This is a genomic window from Streptomyces pseudogriseolus, from assembly GCA_002154585.1.
In the GTDB taxonomy this organism is placed as follows: domain Bacteria; phylum Actinomycetota; class Actinomycetes; order Streptomycetales; family Streptomycetaceae; genus Streptomyces; species Streptomyces pseudogriseolus.
The window spans coordinates 1-15,926 of record MUNG01000286.1; the positions used below are offsets into that span (position 1 = coordinate 1).

Below are 15,926 nucleotides of genomic sequence, written 5' to 3' on the forward strand. Positions count from 1 at the left end.
CGCCCCGCCGGTGCACCACGCCGAGACCGTGCTGGCCGCACCCCCGGTCGGCGGCCCCGGCGCGCCCCCGCCGCCGGCACCGCCCGGCGCGCCCGGCGTCCCCGGCGCTCCTCCCGGAGCGATGCCGCCCGGAGCGATGCCGCCCGGCACGCCCCCGCCGGGTGTCCCCGTGCCGGGGCAGCCGCCGGCGTACGGCTATCCGCAGCAGCCGCCGGGGCAGCCGACCGTCGGTCCGGGCTACCAGGCCGTGCTGCGCTACCGCGCCCAGGACGGTTCCGAGCAGCAGCTGATCCGGCGTTCCGCGCCGGGCACCCCGCACCCGGAGTGGCAGATCTTCCACGAGCTGCGGGCGATGAACGTGCCGCCCAACCAGGTGCTGGAGCTGCACACGGAGCTGGAGTCGTGCGAGCTGCCGGGCGCGTACTGCGCGCGGATGATCCGCGAGCAGTGGCCGCAGGCACGCATCACGTCGATCGCGCCCTACGGCACGGACCACGCGAGCCGGCAGCAGGGCATGCGGCAGCTGCTCGCCCACCAGGGTGAGCTGCACCAGGTGGCGGACGGGCCTGCCCGTCCGGCGCCGGTGCGGGCGCCGGTCCCGCCGGTGCAGCCGGCCCCGCCGCTTCCGCCGGAGGCGATCGGGCAGGAGCTGGCGGCCGCGTTCGGGCCGGGCGTGTTCCGGTTCGAGCAGGCGGCGGTGTCCCGTCAGGGTGTGCCGCCGGTCGTGGCGCACACGCTGGTGACGGCGGGTCTGCCGATGGACATGGGGCCGTTCTTCTGGGCGCAGGCGCAGCCGGGCCGCCCGGTGCCGACGCTGGCGGAGCTGGCCGCGGAGCGGGGTGTGCAGCCGGCGCCCGACGCGGGCTCGTACCTGGTGATGGGCAGTGACTTCGGCAAGGCGGTCTGCGTTCAGTACGGCACGGCGAACATCGTGGCCGTGCCGGTGGAGGCCGGTCCGGGCGGTGCGGCGGTGCCGCCGCAGTTCGTGAACACCGGGCTGCCGGAGTTCGCGCGCTGCCTGGCGCTGCTGGGCCGGATGTGGCGGCTGCGGTTCGGGCTGAACCAGGAGCAGGCGGGCCGCTGGACGGTCGACTTCCAGGCGCAGCTGGCCGCGCTGGACCCGGCGGCGCTGGGGTCGCCGGAGACCTGGTGGTCGGTGCTGCTGGAGCAGATGTGGGACGGGCTGTTGTGAGCCGCCGCGGCTGAAGGTGTGACCCGTGGGCCGGGCCCGGTCGTCGATGTGACGACCGGGCCCGGCTTTCGTCTGTCCGCCCCGCCGAGCGGAGTGTCGCGTTATGAACACTTCCTTGTCATCGATCAAGATGTGCGCGATTCATCCCTTTTGTGCTCGGTCGTCGTGCTGGGCTTCGTGTCCGTCGGTGGAAGGGGTTCCAGGATGAGCAGCAGCGCATCGGTGTCGTCACGGGGGTTCGAGATCGTCCGCCGGGGGCGCGGGTACCGCCCGTTGCAGGTGATCGCGTACGTCGAGGCGCTGTCGGACGACCGGGACGCCGCCTGGGAGCGCGCGGCGCGGCTCACGGTGCTGGCGCGGGAGATGGAGGAGGAGCTGGAGGGGCTGCGGGTGCGGGCGGCGGGGCTGCCCGAGCAGACGTACGAGTCGCTCGGTGACGGGCCCCGGCGGCTGTTCCTGCTGGCGCTGGAGGAGGCCACGGCCGTACGGGAGTCGGCGCGGCAGCACGCGCAGGACCTGGTGGACCTGGCGCGGGACGACGCCGCCGAGGTGGAGGAGGCGGCGCGGGCGTACGGGGCCGCGCTGCGCGCCGTGGCCGACGAGTACGCGCGCGAGCGGCTGGCGGCGGCGCGTGAGAGGGCGGACGAGATCCGTATCGAGACGCGGCTGGACGTGAAGGAGCGGCGCACGGAGGCGCTGGCGGAGATGCGGCGGGTGCGGGAGCGCACCTCGGAGCTGCTCGCCGAGGAGGCCGGGGCGCAGGCGGAGCGGCTGGACGAGGCCGCCCGGGAGGAGGCGGAGCGGGCGGCGGAGCTGGACGCCCGGCAGGCGGAGGCGGAGGAGCGGGCCGAGAAGCTGCTGGCCGAGGCGCGGCAGGCGTTCGCCGACGCGGAGGAGGCGGCCCGGCGGTGCGCGGACGAGGCGCGGGAACGCGCGGCCGAGGTGCTGGCGGAGGCGCACGCGCGCGTGGAGGGCATCGAGCGGGAGACGGGGCGGGTGCTGCGGGAGCACGCCGACCGGCGGGAGGACGTGCAGACGCAGATGGACCATGTCTGCGCGAGCCTGAGCGCGCTGACCGGCCGCGCGGTGGAGTGACCCACCCGCACGGCCGGCCGGGCGCTCGCGCTCACGAGGGCCCTGCGCCGGTCAGGGCCTTCTGCGGGTCGCGCCGGCGAGGATCCAGCCCTCCACCGCCTCGTACTGGCGGCGCTGTTCCTCCGCCCGGGTGCGGCCGGAGGCGACGGTGCCGAGCCAGCCGCAGGCGAAGCCGAGGGGATGGACAGCAGGCCGGTGGTGGTGAAGGGGAACCAGGTGAAGTCGGCGTCGGGGAAGGCGGCGACGGGCGAGCCGGAGACCAGGGTGGTGCCCGGCATGAGCAGCAGCACGGAGACGGTGCCGCCGATGAGGGCGGCGAGCAGGCCGGTGCGGGTGGAGCGGCGCCAGAAGAGGCTGTGGACGAGGGCCGGGGCGATGGCCGAGGCGCCCAGGCAGAAGGACAGTGTGATCAGCGGGTGCAGGCTGCGGTGCTGCACCAGCGTGGCGAGCAGGATCGCGGGGACGCCGACGACCGCGGCGGACAGGCGGGCCAGCAGCATCTCGCGGCGCGGTGTCATCTCCCGGGCCCGGGCGGCGAACACGTCGTGCGCGAGGGAGTTGGCGCAGGCGAGGATCATGCCGGCGACCGAGGCGAGGACGGTCAGGAAGTCTGGGGTGTTACCCGGATCAACTCCGACTTGTGGCGGTGTCCGCGGGACATCGCGTGGTCCGCCGGAGGGCGGCCGGCTTGACTCTGACGCGGCGGCAGGATGGACGCTGGGCGGAGCCGGACGGGGCGGGTCCTGAGGCGCGGACGGGAGGAGACGTGGGGCGACGGAAGGACGAGCGACCCCGAGGCGGCCTCCGCCCCAGGGCGGAGAGCCCTTAGGGGCACCTCCGTACTGCGGCTCGGGGAGGGTTCGTCCCGGCGGAGGACGAGGCGGGGCCGGCCCCGTCCTTAACCTGGCTTTACGCCGCTGGGGGGTGGCGGAGCACAGCACCGGGGGTGGGGTTTTCCACAGCAGAAGACTGCGCTGAGCATCAGCGCGCCGGACCCCCTCCCCCCGCCAGACTGAAGCACGTCCCGCACACCACGCGCCGGGCGGCCGCCGCAGACCAGGGCGGCCGCCGGCAGCACCGCTTTGTCTTGACCACCGACATAGGAGACTTACCGTGACATCGGCTGTGACCATTCCCAGGCACGGGGGTACTGGAAGGACTACGGCCGTTGCCGCGCGGGCGCGGCAGGTCGTGAAGGCGTACGGGTCGGGGGAGACCCGTGTCGTCGCCCTCGACCACGTCGACGTGGACATCGCCCGCGGACAGTTCACCGCGATCATGGGCCCCTCGGGGTCCGGTAAGTCCACGCTGATGCACTGCCTCGCCGGGCTCGACACCGTGACGAGCGGTCAGATCTACCTGGACGACACCGAGATCACCGGCCTGAAGGACAAGAAGCTCACCCGGCTGCGCCGCGACCGGATCGGCTTCATCTTCCAGGCGTTCAACCTGCTGCCGACGCTCAACGCGCTCGAGAACATCACGCTGCCCATGGACATCGCCGGTCGCAAGCCCGACAAGGCATGGCTCGACCGGGTGGTGGAGACCGTCGGGCTCGCGGAGCGGCTCAAGCACCGGCCGACGCAGCTCTCCGGCGGCCAGCAGCAGCGGGTCGCCGTGGCACGGGCGCTGGCCGCCCGGCCGGAGATCATTTTCGGTGACGAGCCGACCGGCAACCTCGACTCCCGCGCCGGCGCCGAGGTGCTCGGCTTCCTGCGCCGCTCGGTCGACGAGCTGGGCCAGACCATCGTGATGGTCACCCACGACCCCGTCGCCGCCTCCTACGCGGACCGGGTGCTGTACCTGGCCGACGGCCGCATCGTCGACGAGATGCACCAGCCGACCGCCGAGCAGGTCCTGGACCGCATGAAGGACTTCGACGCCCGGGGGCGCACGTCATGACCGTGCTCAAGACCTCGATGCGCAACTTCCTCGCGCACAAGGGACGCATGGCGCTGTCGGCGGTGGCGGTGCTGCTGTCGGTGGCGTTCGTCTGCGGGACGCTGGTGTTCACGGACACCATGGGCACCACGTTCGACAAGCTGTTCGCGGCGACCTCCTCGGACGTCACGGTGTCGCCGAAGTCTGCCAAGACCGACGAGATGCCTCGTAACGGTGTTCCCGAGTCCCTGCCCGCCTCGGTGATGGAGCTGGTGCGCGAAGCCGACGGCGTCAAGTCCGTCGAAGGCGCAGTCAGTTCGATGAGCGTGACCGTTGTCGACGACAAGAACAAGAACATGGGGTCCACCACGGGGGCCCCGACGATCGCCGGCAACTGGACACGCAACGACCTGCGGTCGATGGACATCTCATCCGGGCGCGCCCCGCGCGGGCCGGCCGAGATGATGGTCGACGCCGACACCGCGGAGAAGCATGGCCTCAAGCTCGGTGACGAGCTGCGCACCGTCGCCGTCACCGGCGACTTCAAGGCCCGCATCGTCGGCATCACCACCTTCAAGGTGACCAACCCCGGCGCTGCCACCGTCTACTTCGACACCAGCACCGCACAGCGTGAACTCCTCGGACAGTCCGACAGGTTCACACACATCACGGTAGCCGCCGAGAACGGCTATTCCGACGAACGCGTCAAGGAGAACGTCGCCCGCTCCCTGAGCGGGGGGTACAAGATCCAGACGCAGCAGGAGACCACGGACGAGAACCGTGAGGGCGTCGGCGAGTTCATGAACGTCATGAAGTACGCCATGCTCGGCTTCGCCGGGATCGCCTTCCTCGTCGGCATCTTCCTGATCATCAACACCTTCTCCATGCTGGTCGCCCAGCGCACCCGGGAGACCGGCCTGATGCGGGCGATCGGCTCGTCCCGCAAGCAGGTCAACCGCTCCGTGCTGGTCGAGGCGCTGCTGCTCGGCGTGATCGGCTCCGTCCTCGGCGTCGGCGCGGGCGTCGGACTCGCGGTCGGCCTGATGAAGCTCATGGGCCTGACGGGCATGGAACTGTCCACCGGCGACCTCACGGTCGCCTGGACGACCCCGGTGCTCGGCCTGCTCCTCGGTGTCGTCGTCACCGTCCTCGCCGCCTACTTGCCCGCCCGGCGCGCTGGGAAGGTTTCCCCGATGGCCGCGCTGCGCGACGCCGGCACCCCGGTGGACGCCAAGGGCGGATGGATCCGGGCCGCGGTCGGTCTGGTCCTCACCGGCGCAGGCGGCTTCACCCTCTATCTGGCCGGAACCGCCGACAAGGCCACCGACGGCTCCCTATGGCTGGGCTTGGGCGTGGTGCTGTCCCTGATCGGCTTCGTCGTCATCGGCCCGGTGCTGGCGAGCGGCATGGTCCGGGTCCTCGGCGCGATCCTGCTGCGGGCGTTCGGCCCCGTGGGCCGCATGGCCGAGCGCAACGCCCTGCGCAACCCGCGCCGCACCGGCGCGACGGGCGCCGCGCTGATGATTGGCCTGGCCCTGGTGGCGTGCCTCTCCGTGGTCGGCTCCTCCATGGTGACGTCCGCGACGGATGAGCTCGACAAGTCGGTCGGCGCCGACTTCATCGTCACCGGCAACGCGGGTGCGCCCCTCAAGCCGGCGACGGTGAAAGCGGTGCAGGACGACGCCTCGGACCTGGTCCATGTCAGTCGTGTGCGTGAGGTGCCCGCCGACGTGACGGCACCCGACGGTACGAAGCAGGAGGGTCAGCTGCTGGCCACGGACCCCACCTACATACAGGACCTGCGCCGCGAAACGCTGTCCGGTACCCTCGCGGACGCCTACGGCGACGATGCGATGTCCGTCGGGGAGGAGTTCGCCGAGAAAACGGGCGTCGAGGTCGGCGACACACTGACCGTCGCCTTCGACGGGGGCCGCACGGCCCGGTTGCGCGTGGCCGCGGTCACTTCGGACGATACGGCGCTCGACCAGGGCGCGATGTACACCGGCATCGAGACGGTCGAGCGCTATCTGCCGGCGGACCGGATGCCGCTCGAGTCGTCGGTGCTCGCCACCGCGAAGGACGGGCAGGAGAAGGCCGCCTACGCCTCGCTCAAGGCTGCTGTGGCCTCCGACCCCACGGTCAGGGTGATGGACCAGACCGACTACAAGGAAAATCTGCGCGACCAGATCGGGCAGCTGCTCAACATGGTCTACGGTCTTTTGGCACTGGCGATCGTGGTGGCGGTCCTCGGCGTGGTGAACACCCTGGCGCTGTCGGTCGTGGAGCGCACCAGGGAAATCGGGCTCATGCGCGCCATCGGTCTCTCGCGCCGGCAGCTGCGCCGCATGATCCGGCTCGAGTCGGTCGTGATCGCCGTCTTCGGAGCGCTGCTGGGCCTCGGCCTGGGGCTGGGCTGGGGCGCGACCGCGCACCGCCTCCTGGCCCTCGAGGGCATGAAGGTTCTCGACATTCCATGGCCGACCCTTGTGTGGGTGTTCCTCGGATCCGCGCTCGTGGGCCTGATCGCCGCGCTGGTGCCGGCTTTCCGGGCGGGCCGGATGAATGTACTCAACGCCATCGCCACCGATTGACGGGGGAGGGGGCAGCACTGGGTGACCGGTATCTGCCCCCGGAGAAACGACGGTCGGGGTGGTACGTGATCTCACCCCGACCGTCCGCTTTTCCGCTGCGCCCGCGCCGATCAGCCGAGCGCGATCAGACCGGGCGATCAGCCAAGGGCGACGACCGCCTGGTAGTACTTCTTAGCGGTCTTCTTGCAGGCAGCCTTCAACTTCTTACGCTGGGCCGGCGTGTAGGGGTCGGCCCAGGGCTTGTAGGTGCAGGCCGTGTTCATGTCCCTGAGGAAGGCCTTGTCGATGCGGCCCTTGTGGTTCTTCTTGAAGTAGTACTTACCGACCACGGACTTGTAGTTGCGGTAGCCGAAGTCGTGGCGGTAGCAGGCATCCGCGAACGAGTATCCGCCGGCGACTTTATCCGGAGCCATGGAGCAGTAGTCGGTCTTCCAGTTGAACTTGTACTTCCTGATCGCCTGCTTCTTCTGGCGGTGCTGGCCGAGAGCCTCGAACCACTTCAGGGTGGAGTTGTTCGAGTTCAAGGTGAGCGTCTTCAGTTTGGCGAGTTTCTGCTTCTTAGTCACCTTCGCGGCGGCCGCCGCCTCGGAGGTGGCTCCGGTGGGTGCGGAATCAGCGATGGCCGGTGCTGCACTGGTGACGAGAAGCGCGCCCGAAAGGGCAACGGCGGACAGTGTGGAGCGCAACTTGGTCAAGGTTGCTTTCCTTTCTCCCTGGAAGGTGGGGTAACGATGGCATGGGCATGCTGGGCAAGCAATCGGCAATCCGCCGCCCTGCGCCGCCAGGGAAGTCGGAATGCAGAATTCCGGCACGTGAGCTGCGGTGATCCGAGAGCGAGACAAGTGATGTCAGTCCTGCTATATGCCGGGGATGCTATGGAGTGAAGCTCAAATTCTGCTCAGATCAACCAAATCGAGGGAAATCGTCGGCTAGTGTTCGTGTCCGCAGTGTTTCGCGAATCGTCGATGCGTGATGAGCGATCCAGGAGTCGGAGTGCAGCACCTTCAACGGGGGACCCTGCAAGGACGGGCCGGGCGAAAAGGGAGTAATGCCGGATTGCCGGTCGAAAGCATGGAGAGAATTCTGGGGAGAGCCGTGCGAGAACGACGCGGCAAAACGGGGATGACACAGGCGCGGCTCGCCGAGTTTTCCGGCATGACCCAAGCTGCGATCTCCCGGCTGGAGCGCGGAAAGTGCATGCCCACCTTTCCCCTGTTGGAACGCATCTCCAGAGCGTTCGAAGCGACCCTGCTGGTGACGGTCGAGCCGGGCCGCGGTGTCACGGTCACGTTCGCGGACCCGGACGACGGCCTGAGGCAGGGGAGCGAGACGCGGATCCGGAACGGTCTGCTCCCGGGGCAGCGGAACGGCGGAGCGGTCGCGGCGCGGGCGTCGTAGGCTGGCAACCCCGGCCCGTAAGACGTGTCGGGCCGACGTGTTGCACACCCCCGGAGGGATTCCGCCCCGCATGAGCCTGCACGGTCTGCTCGACGCCGTCGTCAAGGACACCGCCCTCGCGGAAGCGATCACCGCCGCCGCCGACGGCAACCGCATGCACGTCGACCTCGTCGGCCCGCCCGCGGCCCGCCCCTTCACCGTCGCCGCCCTGGCCCGTGACGCCGGCCGCCCCGTGCTCGCCGTGACGGCGACGGGACGCGAGGCGGAGGACCTGGCGGCCGCCCTGCGCTCCCTCCTCCCGCCCGAGGGGATCGTGGAGTACCCGTCGTGGGAGACGCTGCCGCACGAGCGGCTCAGCCCCCGCAGCGACACCGTGGGCCGCCGCCTCGCCGTGCTGCGGCGCCTGGCCCACCCCCGCCCCGACGACCCCGGGACCGGCCCGGTCTCCGTCGTCGTCGCGCCCGTGCGCTCCGTGCTCCAGCCGCAGGTCAAGGGGTTGGGCGACCTGGAGCCGGTCGCCCTGCGGACCGGTCAGAGCGCGGACCTCAACGAGATCGTCGAGGCCCTCGCCGCCGCCGCGTACGCGCGCGTGGAGCTGGTCGAGAAGCGCGGCGAGTTCGCCGTACGCGGCGGCATCCTGGACGTCTTCCCGCCCACCGAGGAGCACCCCCTCCGCGTCGAGTTTTGGGGTGACGACGTCGAGGAGATCCGCTACTTCAAGGTCGCCGACCAGCGGTCCCTGGAGGTCGCCGAGCACGGGCTGTGGGCGCCGCCCTGCCGTGAGCTGCTGCTCACGGACGACGTGCGTGAGCGGGCGCGGGTGCTCGCGGAGCAGCATCCGGAGCTGGGCGAGCTGCTCGGGAAGATCGCCGAGGGCATCGCCGTGGAGGGCATGGAGTCCCTCGCGCCGGTCCTCGTCGACGACATGGAGCTGCTGCTCGACGTGCTGCCCAAGGGCGCCATGACCGTCGTCTGCGACCCGGAGCGGGTGCGTACGCGCGCGTCGGACCTCGTGGCGACGAGCCAGGAGTTCCTCCAGGCGTCCTGGGCCGCCACGGCCGGCGGCGGCGAGGCGCCCATCGACGTCGGCGCGGCCTCCCTGTGGTCCATCGCGGACGTCCGTGACCGGGCGCGTGAGCTGGACATGATGTGGTGGTCGGTGTCGCCGTTCGCCGCCGACGAGGAGCTGGACTCGGACACCCTGAAGCTCGGCATGCACGCCCCCGAGACCTACCGGGGCGACACCGCGCGGGCGCTCGCCGACACCAAGGGCTGGCTCGCCGACGGCTGGCGCACGGTCTACGTCACCGAGGGACACGGCCCGGCGGCCCGCACCGTGGAGGTGCTCGGCGGCGAGGGCATCGCCGCCCGCCTGGACAACGACCTGGGCGAGCTGACCCCGTCCGTGGTGCACGTCTCCTGCGGCTGCATCGACCACGGCTTCGTCGACCCGGCGCTCAAGCTGGCCGTGCTCACCGAGACCGACCTCACCGGGCAGAAGGCGTCCGGCCGCGAGGGCGCCCGGATGCCGGCGAGGCGCCGCAAGACCATCGACCCGCTCACGCTGGAGGCGGGCGACCACATCGTCCACGAGCAGCACGGCGTCGGCCGGTACATCGAGATGGTGCAGCGCACCGTGCAAGGCGCCACCCGCGAGTACCTGGTCGTGGAGTACGCCCCCGCCAAGCGCGGCCAGCCCGGCGACCGCCTCTACATTCCCACCGACCAGCTGGAGCAGATCACCAAGTACGTCGGCGGCGAGGCCCCCACCCTGCACCGGCTCGGCGGCGCCGACTGGACCAAGACCAAGGCGCGCGCCAAGAAGGCCGTCAAGGAGATCGCCGCCGACCTGATCAAGCTGTACAGCGCGCGGATGGCGGCGCCCGGGCACACCTTCGGACCCGACACGCCCTGGCAGCGTGAGCTCGAGGACGCCTTCCCGTACGCGGAGACGCCCGACCAGCTCACCACCATCGCCGAAGTCAAGGAGGACATGGAGAAGTCGGTCCCCATGGACCGTCTGATCTGCGGCGACGTCGGCTACGGCAAGACCGAGATCGCGGTGCGGGCCGCGTTCAAGGCCGTCCAGGACGGCAAGCAGGTCGCCGTGCTCGTCCCCACCACGCTGCTGGTGCAGCAGCACTTCGGGACGTTCAGCGAGCGGTACGCGCAGTTCCCGGTGGTGGTGAAGGCACTGTCCCGCTTCCAGACCGACACGGAGGCCAAGGCGACGCTGGAGGGCCTGCGGGACGGCTCGGTGGACGTCGTCATCGGCACGCACCGGCTGTTCTCCTCGGAGACCAAGTTCAAGGACCTGGGCCTGGTCATCGTCGACGAGGAGCAGCGGTTCGGCGTCGAGCACAAGGAGCAGCTGAAAAAGCTGCGCGCCAACGTCGACGTGCTGACCATGTCCGCCACACCGATCCCGCGCACCCTGGAGATGGCGGTCACCGGCATCCGCGAGATGTCGACGATCACCACCCCGCCGGAGGAGCGCCACCCGGTGCTCACCTTCGTCGGCCCCTACGACCAGCGGCAGATCGGCGCCGCGATCCGCCGTGAGCTGCTGCGCGAGGGCCAGGTCTTCTACATCCACAACCGCGTCGAGTCCATCGACCGCGCGGCGGCCCGGCTCCGCGAGATCGTGCCCGAGGCGCGCATCGCCACCGCCCACGGCCAGATGTCGGAGCAGGCGCTGGAGCAGGTCGTCGTCGACTTCTGGGAGAAGAAGTTCGACGTGCTGGTGTCGACGACGATCGTCGAGTCCGGCATCGACATCTCCAACGCCAACACGCTCATCGTGGAGCGCGGCGACAACTTCGGCCTCTCCCAGCTGCACCAGCTGCGCGGCCGGGTCGGCCGCGGCCGGGAGCGCGGGTACGCCTACTTCCTGTACCCGCCGGAGAAGCCGCTGACGGAGACCGCGCACGAGCGGCTCGCGACCATCGCCCAGCACACCGAGATGGGCGCGGGCATGTACGTGGCGATGAAGGACCTGGAGATCCGCGGCGCGGGCAACCTGCTCGGCGGCGAGCAGTCCGGGCACATCGCGGGCGTCGGCTTCGACCTGTACGTACGGATGGTGGGCGAGGCCGTCGCGGACTACCGCCGCCAGCTGGAGACGGGGGAGCCTGCGGCGGGAGGTGTGGAGGAGGCGCCGCTGGAGGTGAAGATCGAGCTGCCGGTCGACGCGCACGTCCCGCACGACTACGCGCCCGGCGAGCGGCTGCGCCTCCAGGCGTACCGGGCCATCGCCTCCGCCAACAGCGAGGACGACATCAAGGCCGTCCGCGAGGAACTCGTCGACCGCTACGGCAAGCTGCCGGAGCCGGTGGAGAACCTGCTGCTGGTGGCGGGCCTGAGGATGCTCGCGCGGGCGTGCGCGGTCGGCGAGATCGTCCTGCAGGGCAACAACATCCGGTTCGCGCCGGTGGAGCTGCGCGAGTCGCAGGAGCTGCGGCTCAAGCGGCTGTACCCCGGCTCGGTGATCAAGGCGACGTCCCGCCAGGTGCTGGTGCCGCGCCCGAAGACCGCGAAGGTCGGCGGCAAGCCGCTGGTCGGGCGGGAGCTGCTCGGGTGGGTCGGGGAGTTCCTCACCTCGGTGCTGGGGTCCTGACCCGGCCTGCCCCGGTCATGGCGAGGGCCGTCCGCGGTGCGCGAGGCGCATCGCGGGCGGCCCTGAGCTGTGTGTGAGGCCTACGGCTGCTGGTCGGGCCGGTCGCGCTCCATGCCGAGCCGGCGCTCCGCCTGCTGCTGGCCGGTGTCGATGTGCTGCTCGTACTTGCCGCCGGTCCTCTCGTTCAGCTTCTTCTCCGCGGCGTCGGAGGCCTTGTGCGCCTTCTCGCGCGCCGCCTTGTTGCTCTTGAACTTGTCGAGGATGCCCATCCAGAACTCCTTCCGCAGTGGCTCAAATCCGACCATACGCGTGGATCGGACAGAATGCCCAAATGGGCGGTGACAGGTCTGGACCACTCGCTCGTTACGGTGAGCTTCCGGATCGGACCGCCCCTGCCGGGGCAGGGTTACAGCAGAACAAGGGAGGGGCGCGGTGACGCGAGACCTGGGGTGGGGCAGCAAAGCGCGGCGCACGGGAGGGGCGGCGGCCGTCGCGGTGGTCCTCCTCGCGGGATGCGAGTCGATACCCGACGCGGACGTCCCCGCCTCCGGAGGCAGCGGCGCGGCGGCCCCCGACGGGCACGCGGTGAGCCCGCTGGACAACCCCGACGGCACCCGCCCCGGTCTCGCGCCCGTCCGTGACGCGCGGGACCGCGCCGAGGCCGCCGCCCTGATCGACAAGGTCGCCACCAAGGGCCGCGGCCCCAAGACCGGCTACGACCGCGACGAGTACGGCTACGCGTGGATGGACACCGCCGACGGCGTGCCCTTCGCCCGGAACGGCTGCGACACCCGTAACGACGTCCTCCGCCGCGACGGCCAGAAGCTGCGCTTCCGCTCCGGCTCCGACTGCGTCCTCGTCTCCCTGACCCTGGCCGACCCCTACACCGGCACCACGATCGAGTGGCGCAAGCAGGAAGCCGCCGAGGTGCAGATCGACCACGTGGTGCCGCTCTCCTACAGCTGGCAGATGGGCGCCGCCCGCTGGTCCGAGACCAAGCGCCGGCAGCTGGCCAACGACCCGCTCAACCTGCTCCCCGTCGACGGCGGCGCCAACTCCGCCAAGAGCGACTCCGGCCCGGCGTCCTGGCTCCCGCCCAGCAAGGCCGTCCGCTGCGCCTACGCCGTCCGCTTCGCGCAGGTCGCCGTGAAGTACGAGATGCCCGTGACGGCGGCGGACAAGGACACCATGCGGGAGCAGTGCGGGGCCTGAGGTCCTGGCGGGTGTGACCGCGCGGGGGCCCCGGCGGTCGGGAAACCCGTGGTCAAGCGGGGAAAACCGGTGGTCACGGTGTCGGGCGCGTGCCTACCGTGGCGTCCATGACGTTCACGATCATGAGTCTCGCCGAGCGGCCCGACCGGTGGCCGGCGGTGCGCGACATGGCGGACAGCTGGCCGGTGTTCGTGACCGAGGACCTCGTGGGCGCCGCCTGTTTCCCCCGCATCGCCGCCGAACTGCCCGCCCACGTCCTCTTCGCCGAGGACGAGGACGGCGAGGTCGTCGCCACCGCGCACAGCGTGCCGTTCGCGCTGCACGCCCCCGGCCGCGGCGACCTGCCCGCGCGCGGCTGGGACCAGGTGCTCACCTGGGCCTTCGCCGACCTGCGGGCCGGGGTGCGGCCCGACACCGTCAGCGCCGTCGCGGTCACCGTCGCCCCGCACGCGCAGGGCCGCGGGCTGTCCGCGCTGATGCTCAGCGCGATGCGGGACAACGCCCGGGCGCACGGCTTCGGCGAGGTCGTCGCCCCCGTGCGCCCCAGCGCCAAGCACCTTCAGCCGCGCACCCCGGTCGAGGAGTACGTCCGCCGGGTGCGCCCCGACGGGCTGCCCGAGGACCCGTGGATGCGTGTCCACGCCCGCGCCGGCGCCACCGTCGAGCGGGTGGCGCCGGCGTCCATGACCGTGTCGGCGTCCCTGGAGCAGTGGCGCCGCTGGACGGGCCTGCCGTTCGACACCGACGGCCCGGTCGAGGTGCCCGGGGCGCTGGTGCCGGTCCACTGCGACGTGGAGGGCGGCCACGCCGTGTACGTCGAGCCGAACGTGTGGATGCGGCACCCGCTGTGACGGGCGGTCAGGCCAGGGCGTCGAGGTCGAGGATCTCGCCCTCGGGCTTCTGGGCCGGGACCGGCTTCCCGAAGTCCGTGAAGGCGATCGACCCCGGGTCCGCGGCCGACGTGCTCTCCAGCCGCAGCAGGTACGGCTCGCCCGTGGTGGCCACGTAGAAGGTGTAACGGTCCGCGCCGTCCCGCTCGGTGAGCGTGAGCGCCGGGGTGCCGTCGAGCGTGGTGGCCTTGCCCCGGGCCGCGTTCGAGCTGCCGTCGCCCGCGTCGCCGAGCACCTCGTCGAGGTCGCAGAACCCCGCGATGTCCTCGGCGTCCGCGCCGGTGGCCGCCGTCTTGGTCCACGTGCCGGCCATCATCTCCACCACGGCGTCGACGTCCGCCTGCGGCTCGCCCTCGCTCTGGGCGCGCAGGAACGCCTCGTCGTACTTGGCGTAGAGGGTGTCGCCGGTCTTGATCAGCTCGACCTCGCCCTGGTCCCCGATGCCGAGCGTGCCGGCGCAGTCGCCCTTCTTGTCCAGGGCCATGTCGACGTGGAGGGTGCCCCCGCTCTCCTCGTCGGGGATCTCGCCCGTGAAGCGCAGGGACGGGGCGCCGGTGGTGGCGGCCACCGCGCGTTCGGTGATCTCGCCGCCGGACAGCCCGGCGAACGGCTCGTTCGGGTCCTTCGCGGTGTCCGCGTTCCTCGTCTGCTCCGAGGACGGCCGGGAGCCGGCGGACGCCGTGTCCCCGCCGGACTGACAGCCGGTGAGCCCGGCCCCGGTCACGGCGACGAGGCAGAGCGCGGCGAGTGCGGTGCGACGCATGACGGTGGTGTTCCTTCGGGAATCGCGGTGGTGGACGGTGATCGTGGCGGTGGACGGTCACCGCGGAACGGCAGCGGTGACCGGGACGGGCGCGAGGGGTGTGCTGCGCGCCGCGAGACGAGTGTCAGAACTGGCCGTTGCCGAGGAGTTCGCCGTCGGCGTCGTAGACGGTGACGAGGCCGTTCGCGCTCTGCTTCCAGTCGGCGAAGGCGGAGGCGATGAGCTTGGCGGGGCCGGTGCCCTCGCCCATGATCCCGCCGGTGAAGTCGGTGTAGACGTCGGCGGTGTCCAGGATGTCGTTCTGGTCGTCGGCGCCCTGCACCTTGGTGACGTGGGAGACGGCCTCCTTCTCCTGGTCCGTCCCGTTCTCCTGCACGAACGCCTTGAACTGCTCGGCCTGCGAGGCCTTCTGCTCCGTCTGCCCGGCCTTGTCCGCCGCGTCCGCCGTGTCCGCCCCCGCGTCCTTCGCGCCGCCGGGCTGCTTGTCCGCGGAGGCGGAGGCGCCCTTGTCGGCGGAGCCGGTCCCGCCGTCGCCGCCGTTAGCCGAGACGGCGCCGATGACGACGAGCCCCACGACGGCGCCCAGCACGATCTTGCTCTTCATACCCATGACGGTGTGTCCCTCCCCAGGCGGCGGCCGCCCCCGTTTCTCCGGCGGCCGCTCGTTTGCTGGGTCAATCAGAACAGAGACTGTGAACCGAGTCAACACAAGCTCATGAAAGTGGTGCGTACACGCCCGTGAACCTCCGTTCCATGCCGTCGTCGGTATGCTCGTCGCCACACAGGGAGTTACGGGAGAACGGGGCGGGTTCCGGGATGCAGGGCAACGCGACTGAAGTGACCGCCGCGGGGATCGCCCGGCTGGCGGGGGTGGGCCGGGCCGCGGTCAGCAACTGGCGGCGCCGGCACGCCGACTTCCCCCGGCCGGTCGGCGGCACCGAGACCAGCCCCGCGTTCGCCCTTGCCGAGGTCGAGGAGTGGCTGCGACGCCACCGCAAGCTCGCCGAGGTGCCGCTCAAGGAGCGCGTCTGGCAGCAGCTCGTCGGCCACCCCGACGGGCCGGTCACCGCGCTCGTCCACGCCGGCTGCGCCCTGCTGCTGATCCATGACCGGCCGCCCGTCTGGCTCGACATCAGCTCCGGCGCCGACGAGCGGCTCGCCGCGCTGCTCCCCGCGGCGCTGGACGAGGTGCTTACACCACGCATGCCCGAGACGGCCCGGCAGGGCCGCCCCGACCGCTCACGCGTGAACGGTCAGCATCCTGTGAACACCCCGCCCGCCGCCACCC

General features: G+C 71.3%; 13 protein-coding genes and 1 pseudogene. 9 read left to right on the top strand and 5 right to left on the bottom strand.

The window, feature by feature from the left end; all coding sequences use genetic code 11:
* Together CCN29_RS23580 and CCN29_RS23585 are read left to right on the top strand one after the other, a co-directional pair.
* Positions 1-1,192, top strand: a 1,192-nt coding sequence (locus CCN29_RS23580) for an SUKH-4 family immunity protein (RefSeq protein WP_442538465.1), incomplete at its 5' end; no start/stop codon positions are given.
* 204 nt (positions 1,193-1,396) lie between these two features.
* Positions 1,397-2,287, top strand: coding sequence for a coiled-coil domain-containing protein (locus CCN29_RS23585; RefSeq protein ID WP_189480049.1), 891 nt, complete (start codon positions 1,397-1,399; stop codon positions 2,285-2,287).
* 51 nt (positions 2,288-2,338) lie between these two features.
* Here the strand turns inward: CCN29_RS23585 and CCN29_RS23590 are convergent.
* Positions 2,339-2,904: pseudogene (locus CCN29_RS23590) on the bottom strand (sodium:solute symporter family transporter); the annotation flags it as partial.
* A gap of 496 nt (positions 2,905-3,400) precedes the next feature.
* On the opposite strand from CCN29_RS23590, the gene CCN29_RS23595 reads away from it, so the two are divergent.
* Positions 3,401-4,189 (top strand): ABC transporter ATP-binding protein, encoded by a 789-nt coding sequence (locus CCN29_RS23595; protein ID WP_006135862.1) that lies wholly within the window; start codon positions 3,401-3,403, stop codon positions 4,187-4,189.
* Positions 4,186-6,759 (top strand): ABC transporter permease, encoded by a 2,574-nt coding sequence (locus CCN29_RS23600; RefSeq protein WP_086684331.1) that lies wholly within the window; start codon positions 4,186-4,188, stop codon positions 6,757-6,759. The genes CCN29_RS23595 and CCN29_RS23600 overlap by 4 nt, the downstream gene beginning before the upstream one ends.
* Before the next feature lie 137 nt (positions 6,760-6,896).
* Here the strand turns inward: CCN29_RS23600 and CCN29_RS23605 are convergent, their stop codons facing one another.
* Positions 6,897-7,454 (bottom strand): phospholipase A2, encoded by a 558-nt coding sequence (locus CCN29_RS23605; RefSeq protein WP_158716535.1) that lies wholly within the window; start codon positions 7,452-7,454, stop codon positions 6,897-6,899.
* Positions 7,455-7,830: 376 nt separating this feature from the next.
* Between CCN29_RS23605 and CCN29_RS23610 the strand changes: the two genes are divergently transcribed.
* Both CCN29_RS23610 and mfd read left to right on the top strand, forming a co-directional pair.
* The gene (locus tag CCN29_RS23610; RefSeq protein WP_200865403.1) at positions 7,831-8,157 is read left to right on the top strand and encodes a helix-turn-helix transcriptional regulator; all 327 of its coding nucleotides are present in this window, start codon (positions 7,831-7,833) and stop codon (positions 8,155-8,157) included.
* 70 nt (positions 8,158-8,227) lie between these two features.
* Positions 8,228-11,773, top strand: coding sequence for a transcription-repair coupling factor (gene mfd / locus CCN29_RS23615; RefSeq protein ID WP_031023872.1), 3,546 nt, complete (start codon positions 8,228-8,230; stop codon positions 11,771-11,773).
* Between the two features lie 80 nt (positions 11,774-11,853).
* Here the strand turns inward: mfd and CCN29_RS23620 are convergent, their stop codons facing one another.
* Entirely contained in the window at positions 11,854-12,042 is a 189-nt protein-coding gene (locus CCN29_RS23620) for an antitoxin (RefSeq protein ID WP_006135867.1), read from the bottom strand.
* Positions 12,043-12,205: 163 nt separating this feature from the next.
* Here CCN29_RS23620 and CCN29_RS23625 point away from each other — a divergent pair, with 163 nt between their 5' ends.
* A complete protein-coding gene (locus tag CCN29_RS23625) occupies positions 12,206-12,985 on the top strand; it encodes an HNH endonuclease family protein (RefSeq protein ID WP_373297225.1) in 780 nt (259 codons plus the stop codon).
* A gap of 107 nt (positions 12,986-13,092) precedes the next feature.
* Entirely contained in the window at positions 13,093-13,836 is a 744-nt protein-coding gene (locus CCN29_RS23630; RefSeq protein ID WP_006135869.1) for a GNAT family protein, read from the top strand.
* Positions 13,837-13,843: 7 nt separating this feature from the next.
* Here the strand turns inward: CCN29_RS23630 and CCN29_RS23635 are convergent, their stop codons facing one another.
* Positions 13,844-14,638: a hypothetical protein gene (locus CCN29_RS23635; RefSeq protein WP_006135870.1), complete on the bottom strand. Its 795-nt coding sequence runs from the start codon at positions 14,636-14,638 to the stop codon at positions 13,844-13,846.
* Positions 14,639-14,762: 124 nt separating this feature from the next.
* The gene (locus tag CCN29_RS23640; protein WP_031023877.1) at positions 14,763-15,248 is read right to left on the bottom strand and encodes a hypothetical protein; all 486 of its coding nucleotides are present in this window, start codon (positions 15,246-15,248) and stop codon (positions 14,763-14,765) included.
* Positions 15,249-15,454: 206 nt separating this feature from the next.
* On the opposite strand from CCN29_RS23640, the gene CCN29_RS23645 reads away from it, so the two are divergent.
* Positions 15,455-15,926: helix-turn-helix transcriptional regulator (locus CCN29_RS23645; RefSeq protein WP_442538466.1), on the top strand; the 472-nt coding region annotated here is incomplete at its 3' end.

What these genes read in the sequence shown, in the direction of transcription:
- CCN29_RS23585 (WP_189480049.1), top strand. Translation starts at nt 1,397, where the DNA reads ATGAGCAGCAGCGCATCGGTGTCGTCACGGGGGTTCGAGATCGTCCGC.
- CCN29_RS23600 (WP_086684331.1), top strand. Translation starts at nt 4,186, where the DNA reads ATGACCGTGCTCAAGACCTCGATGCGCAACTTCCTCGCGCACAAGGGA.
- CCN29_RS23610 (WP_200865403.1), top strand. Translation starts at nt 7,831, where the DNA reads ATGGAGAGAATTCTGGGGAGAGCCGTGCGAGAACGACGCGGCAAAACG.
- mfd (WP_031023872.1), top strand. Translation starts at nt 8,228, where the DNA reads ATGAGCCTGCACGGTCTGCTCGACGCCGTCGTCAAGGACACCGCCCTC.
- CCN29_RS23620 (WP_006135867.1), bottom strand. Translation starts at nt 12,042, where the DNA reads ATGGGCATCCTCGACAAGTTCAAGAGCAACAAGGCGGCGCGCGAGAAG.
- CCN29_RS23630 (WP_006135869.1), top strand. Translation starts at nt 13,093, where the DNA reads ATGACGTTCACGATCATGAGTCTCGCCGAGCGGCCCGACCGGTGGCCG.
- CCN29_RS23635 (WP_006135870.1), bottom strand. Translation starts at nt 14,638, where the DNA reads ATGCGTCGCACCGCACTCGCCGCGCTCTGCCTCGTCGCCGTGACCGGG.
- CCN29_RS23640 (WP_031023877.1), bottom strand. Translation starts at nt 15,248, where the DNA reads ATGGGTATGAAGAGCAAGATCGTGCTGGGCGCCGTCGTGGGGCTCGTC.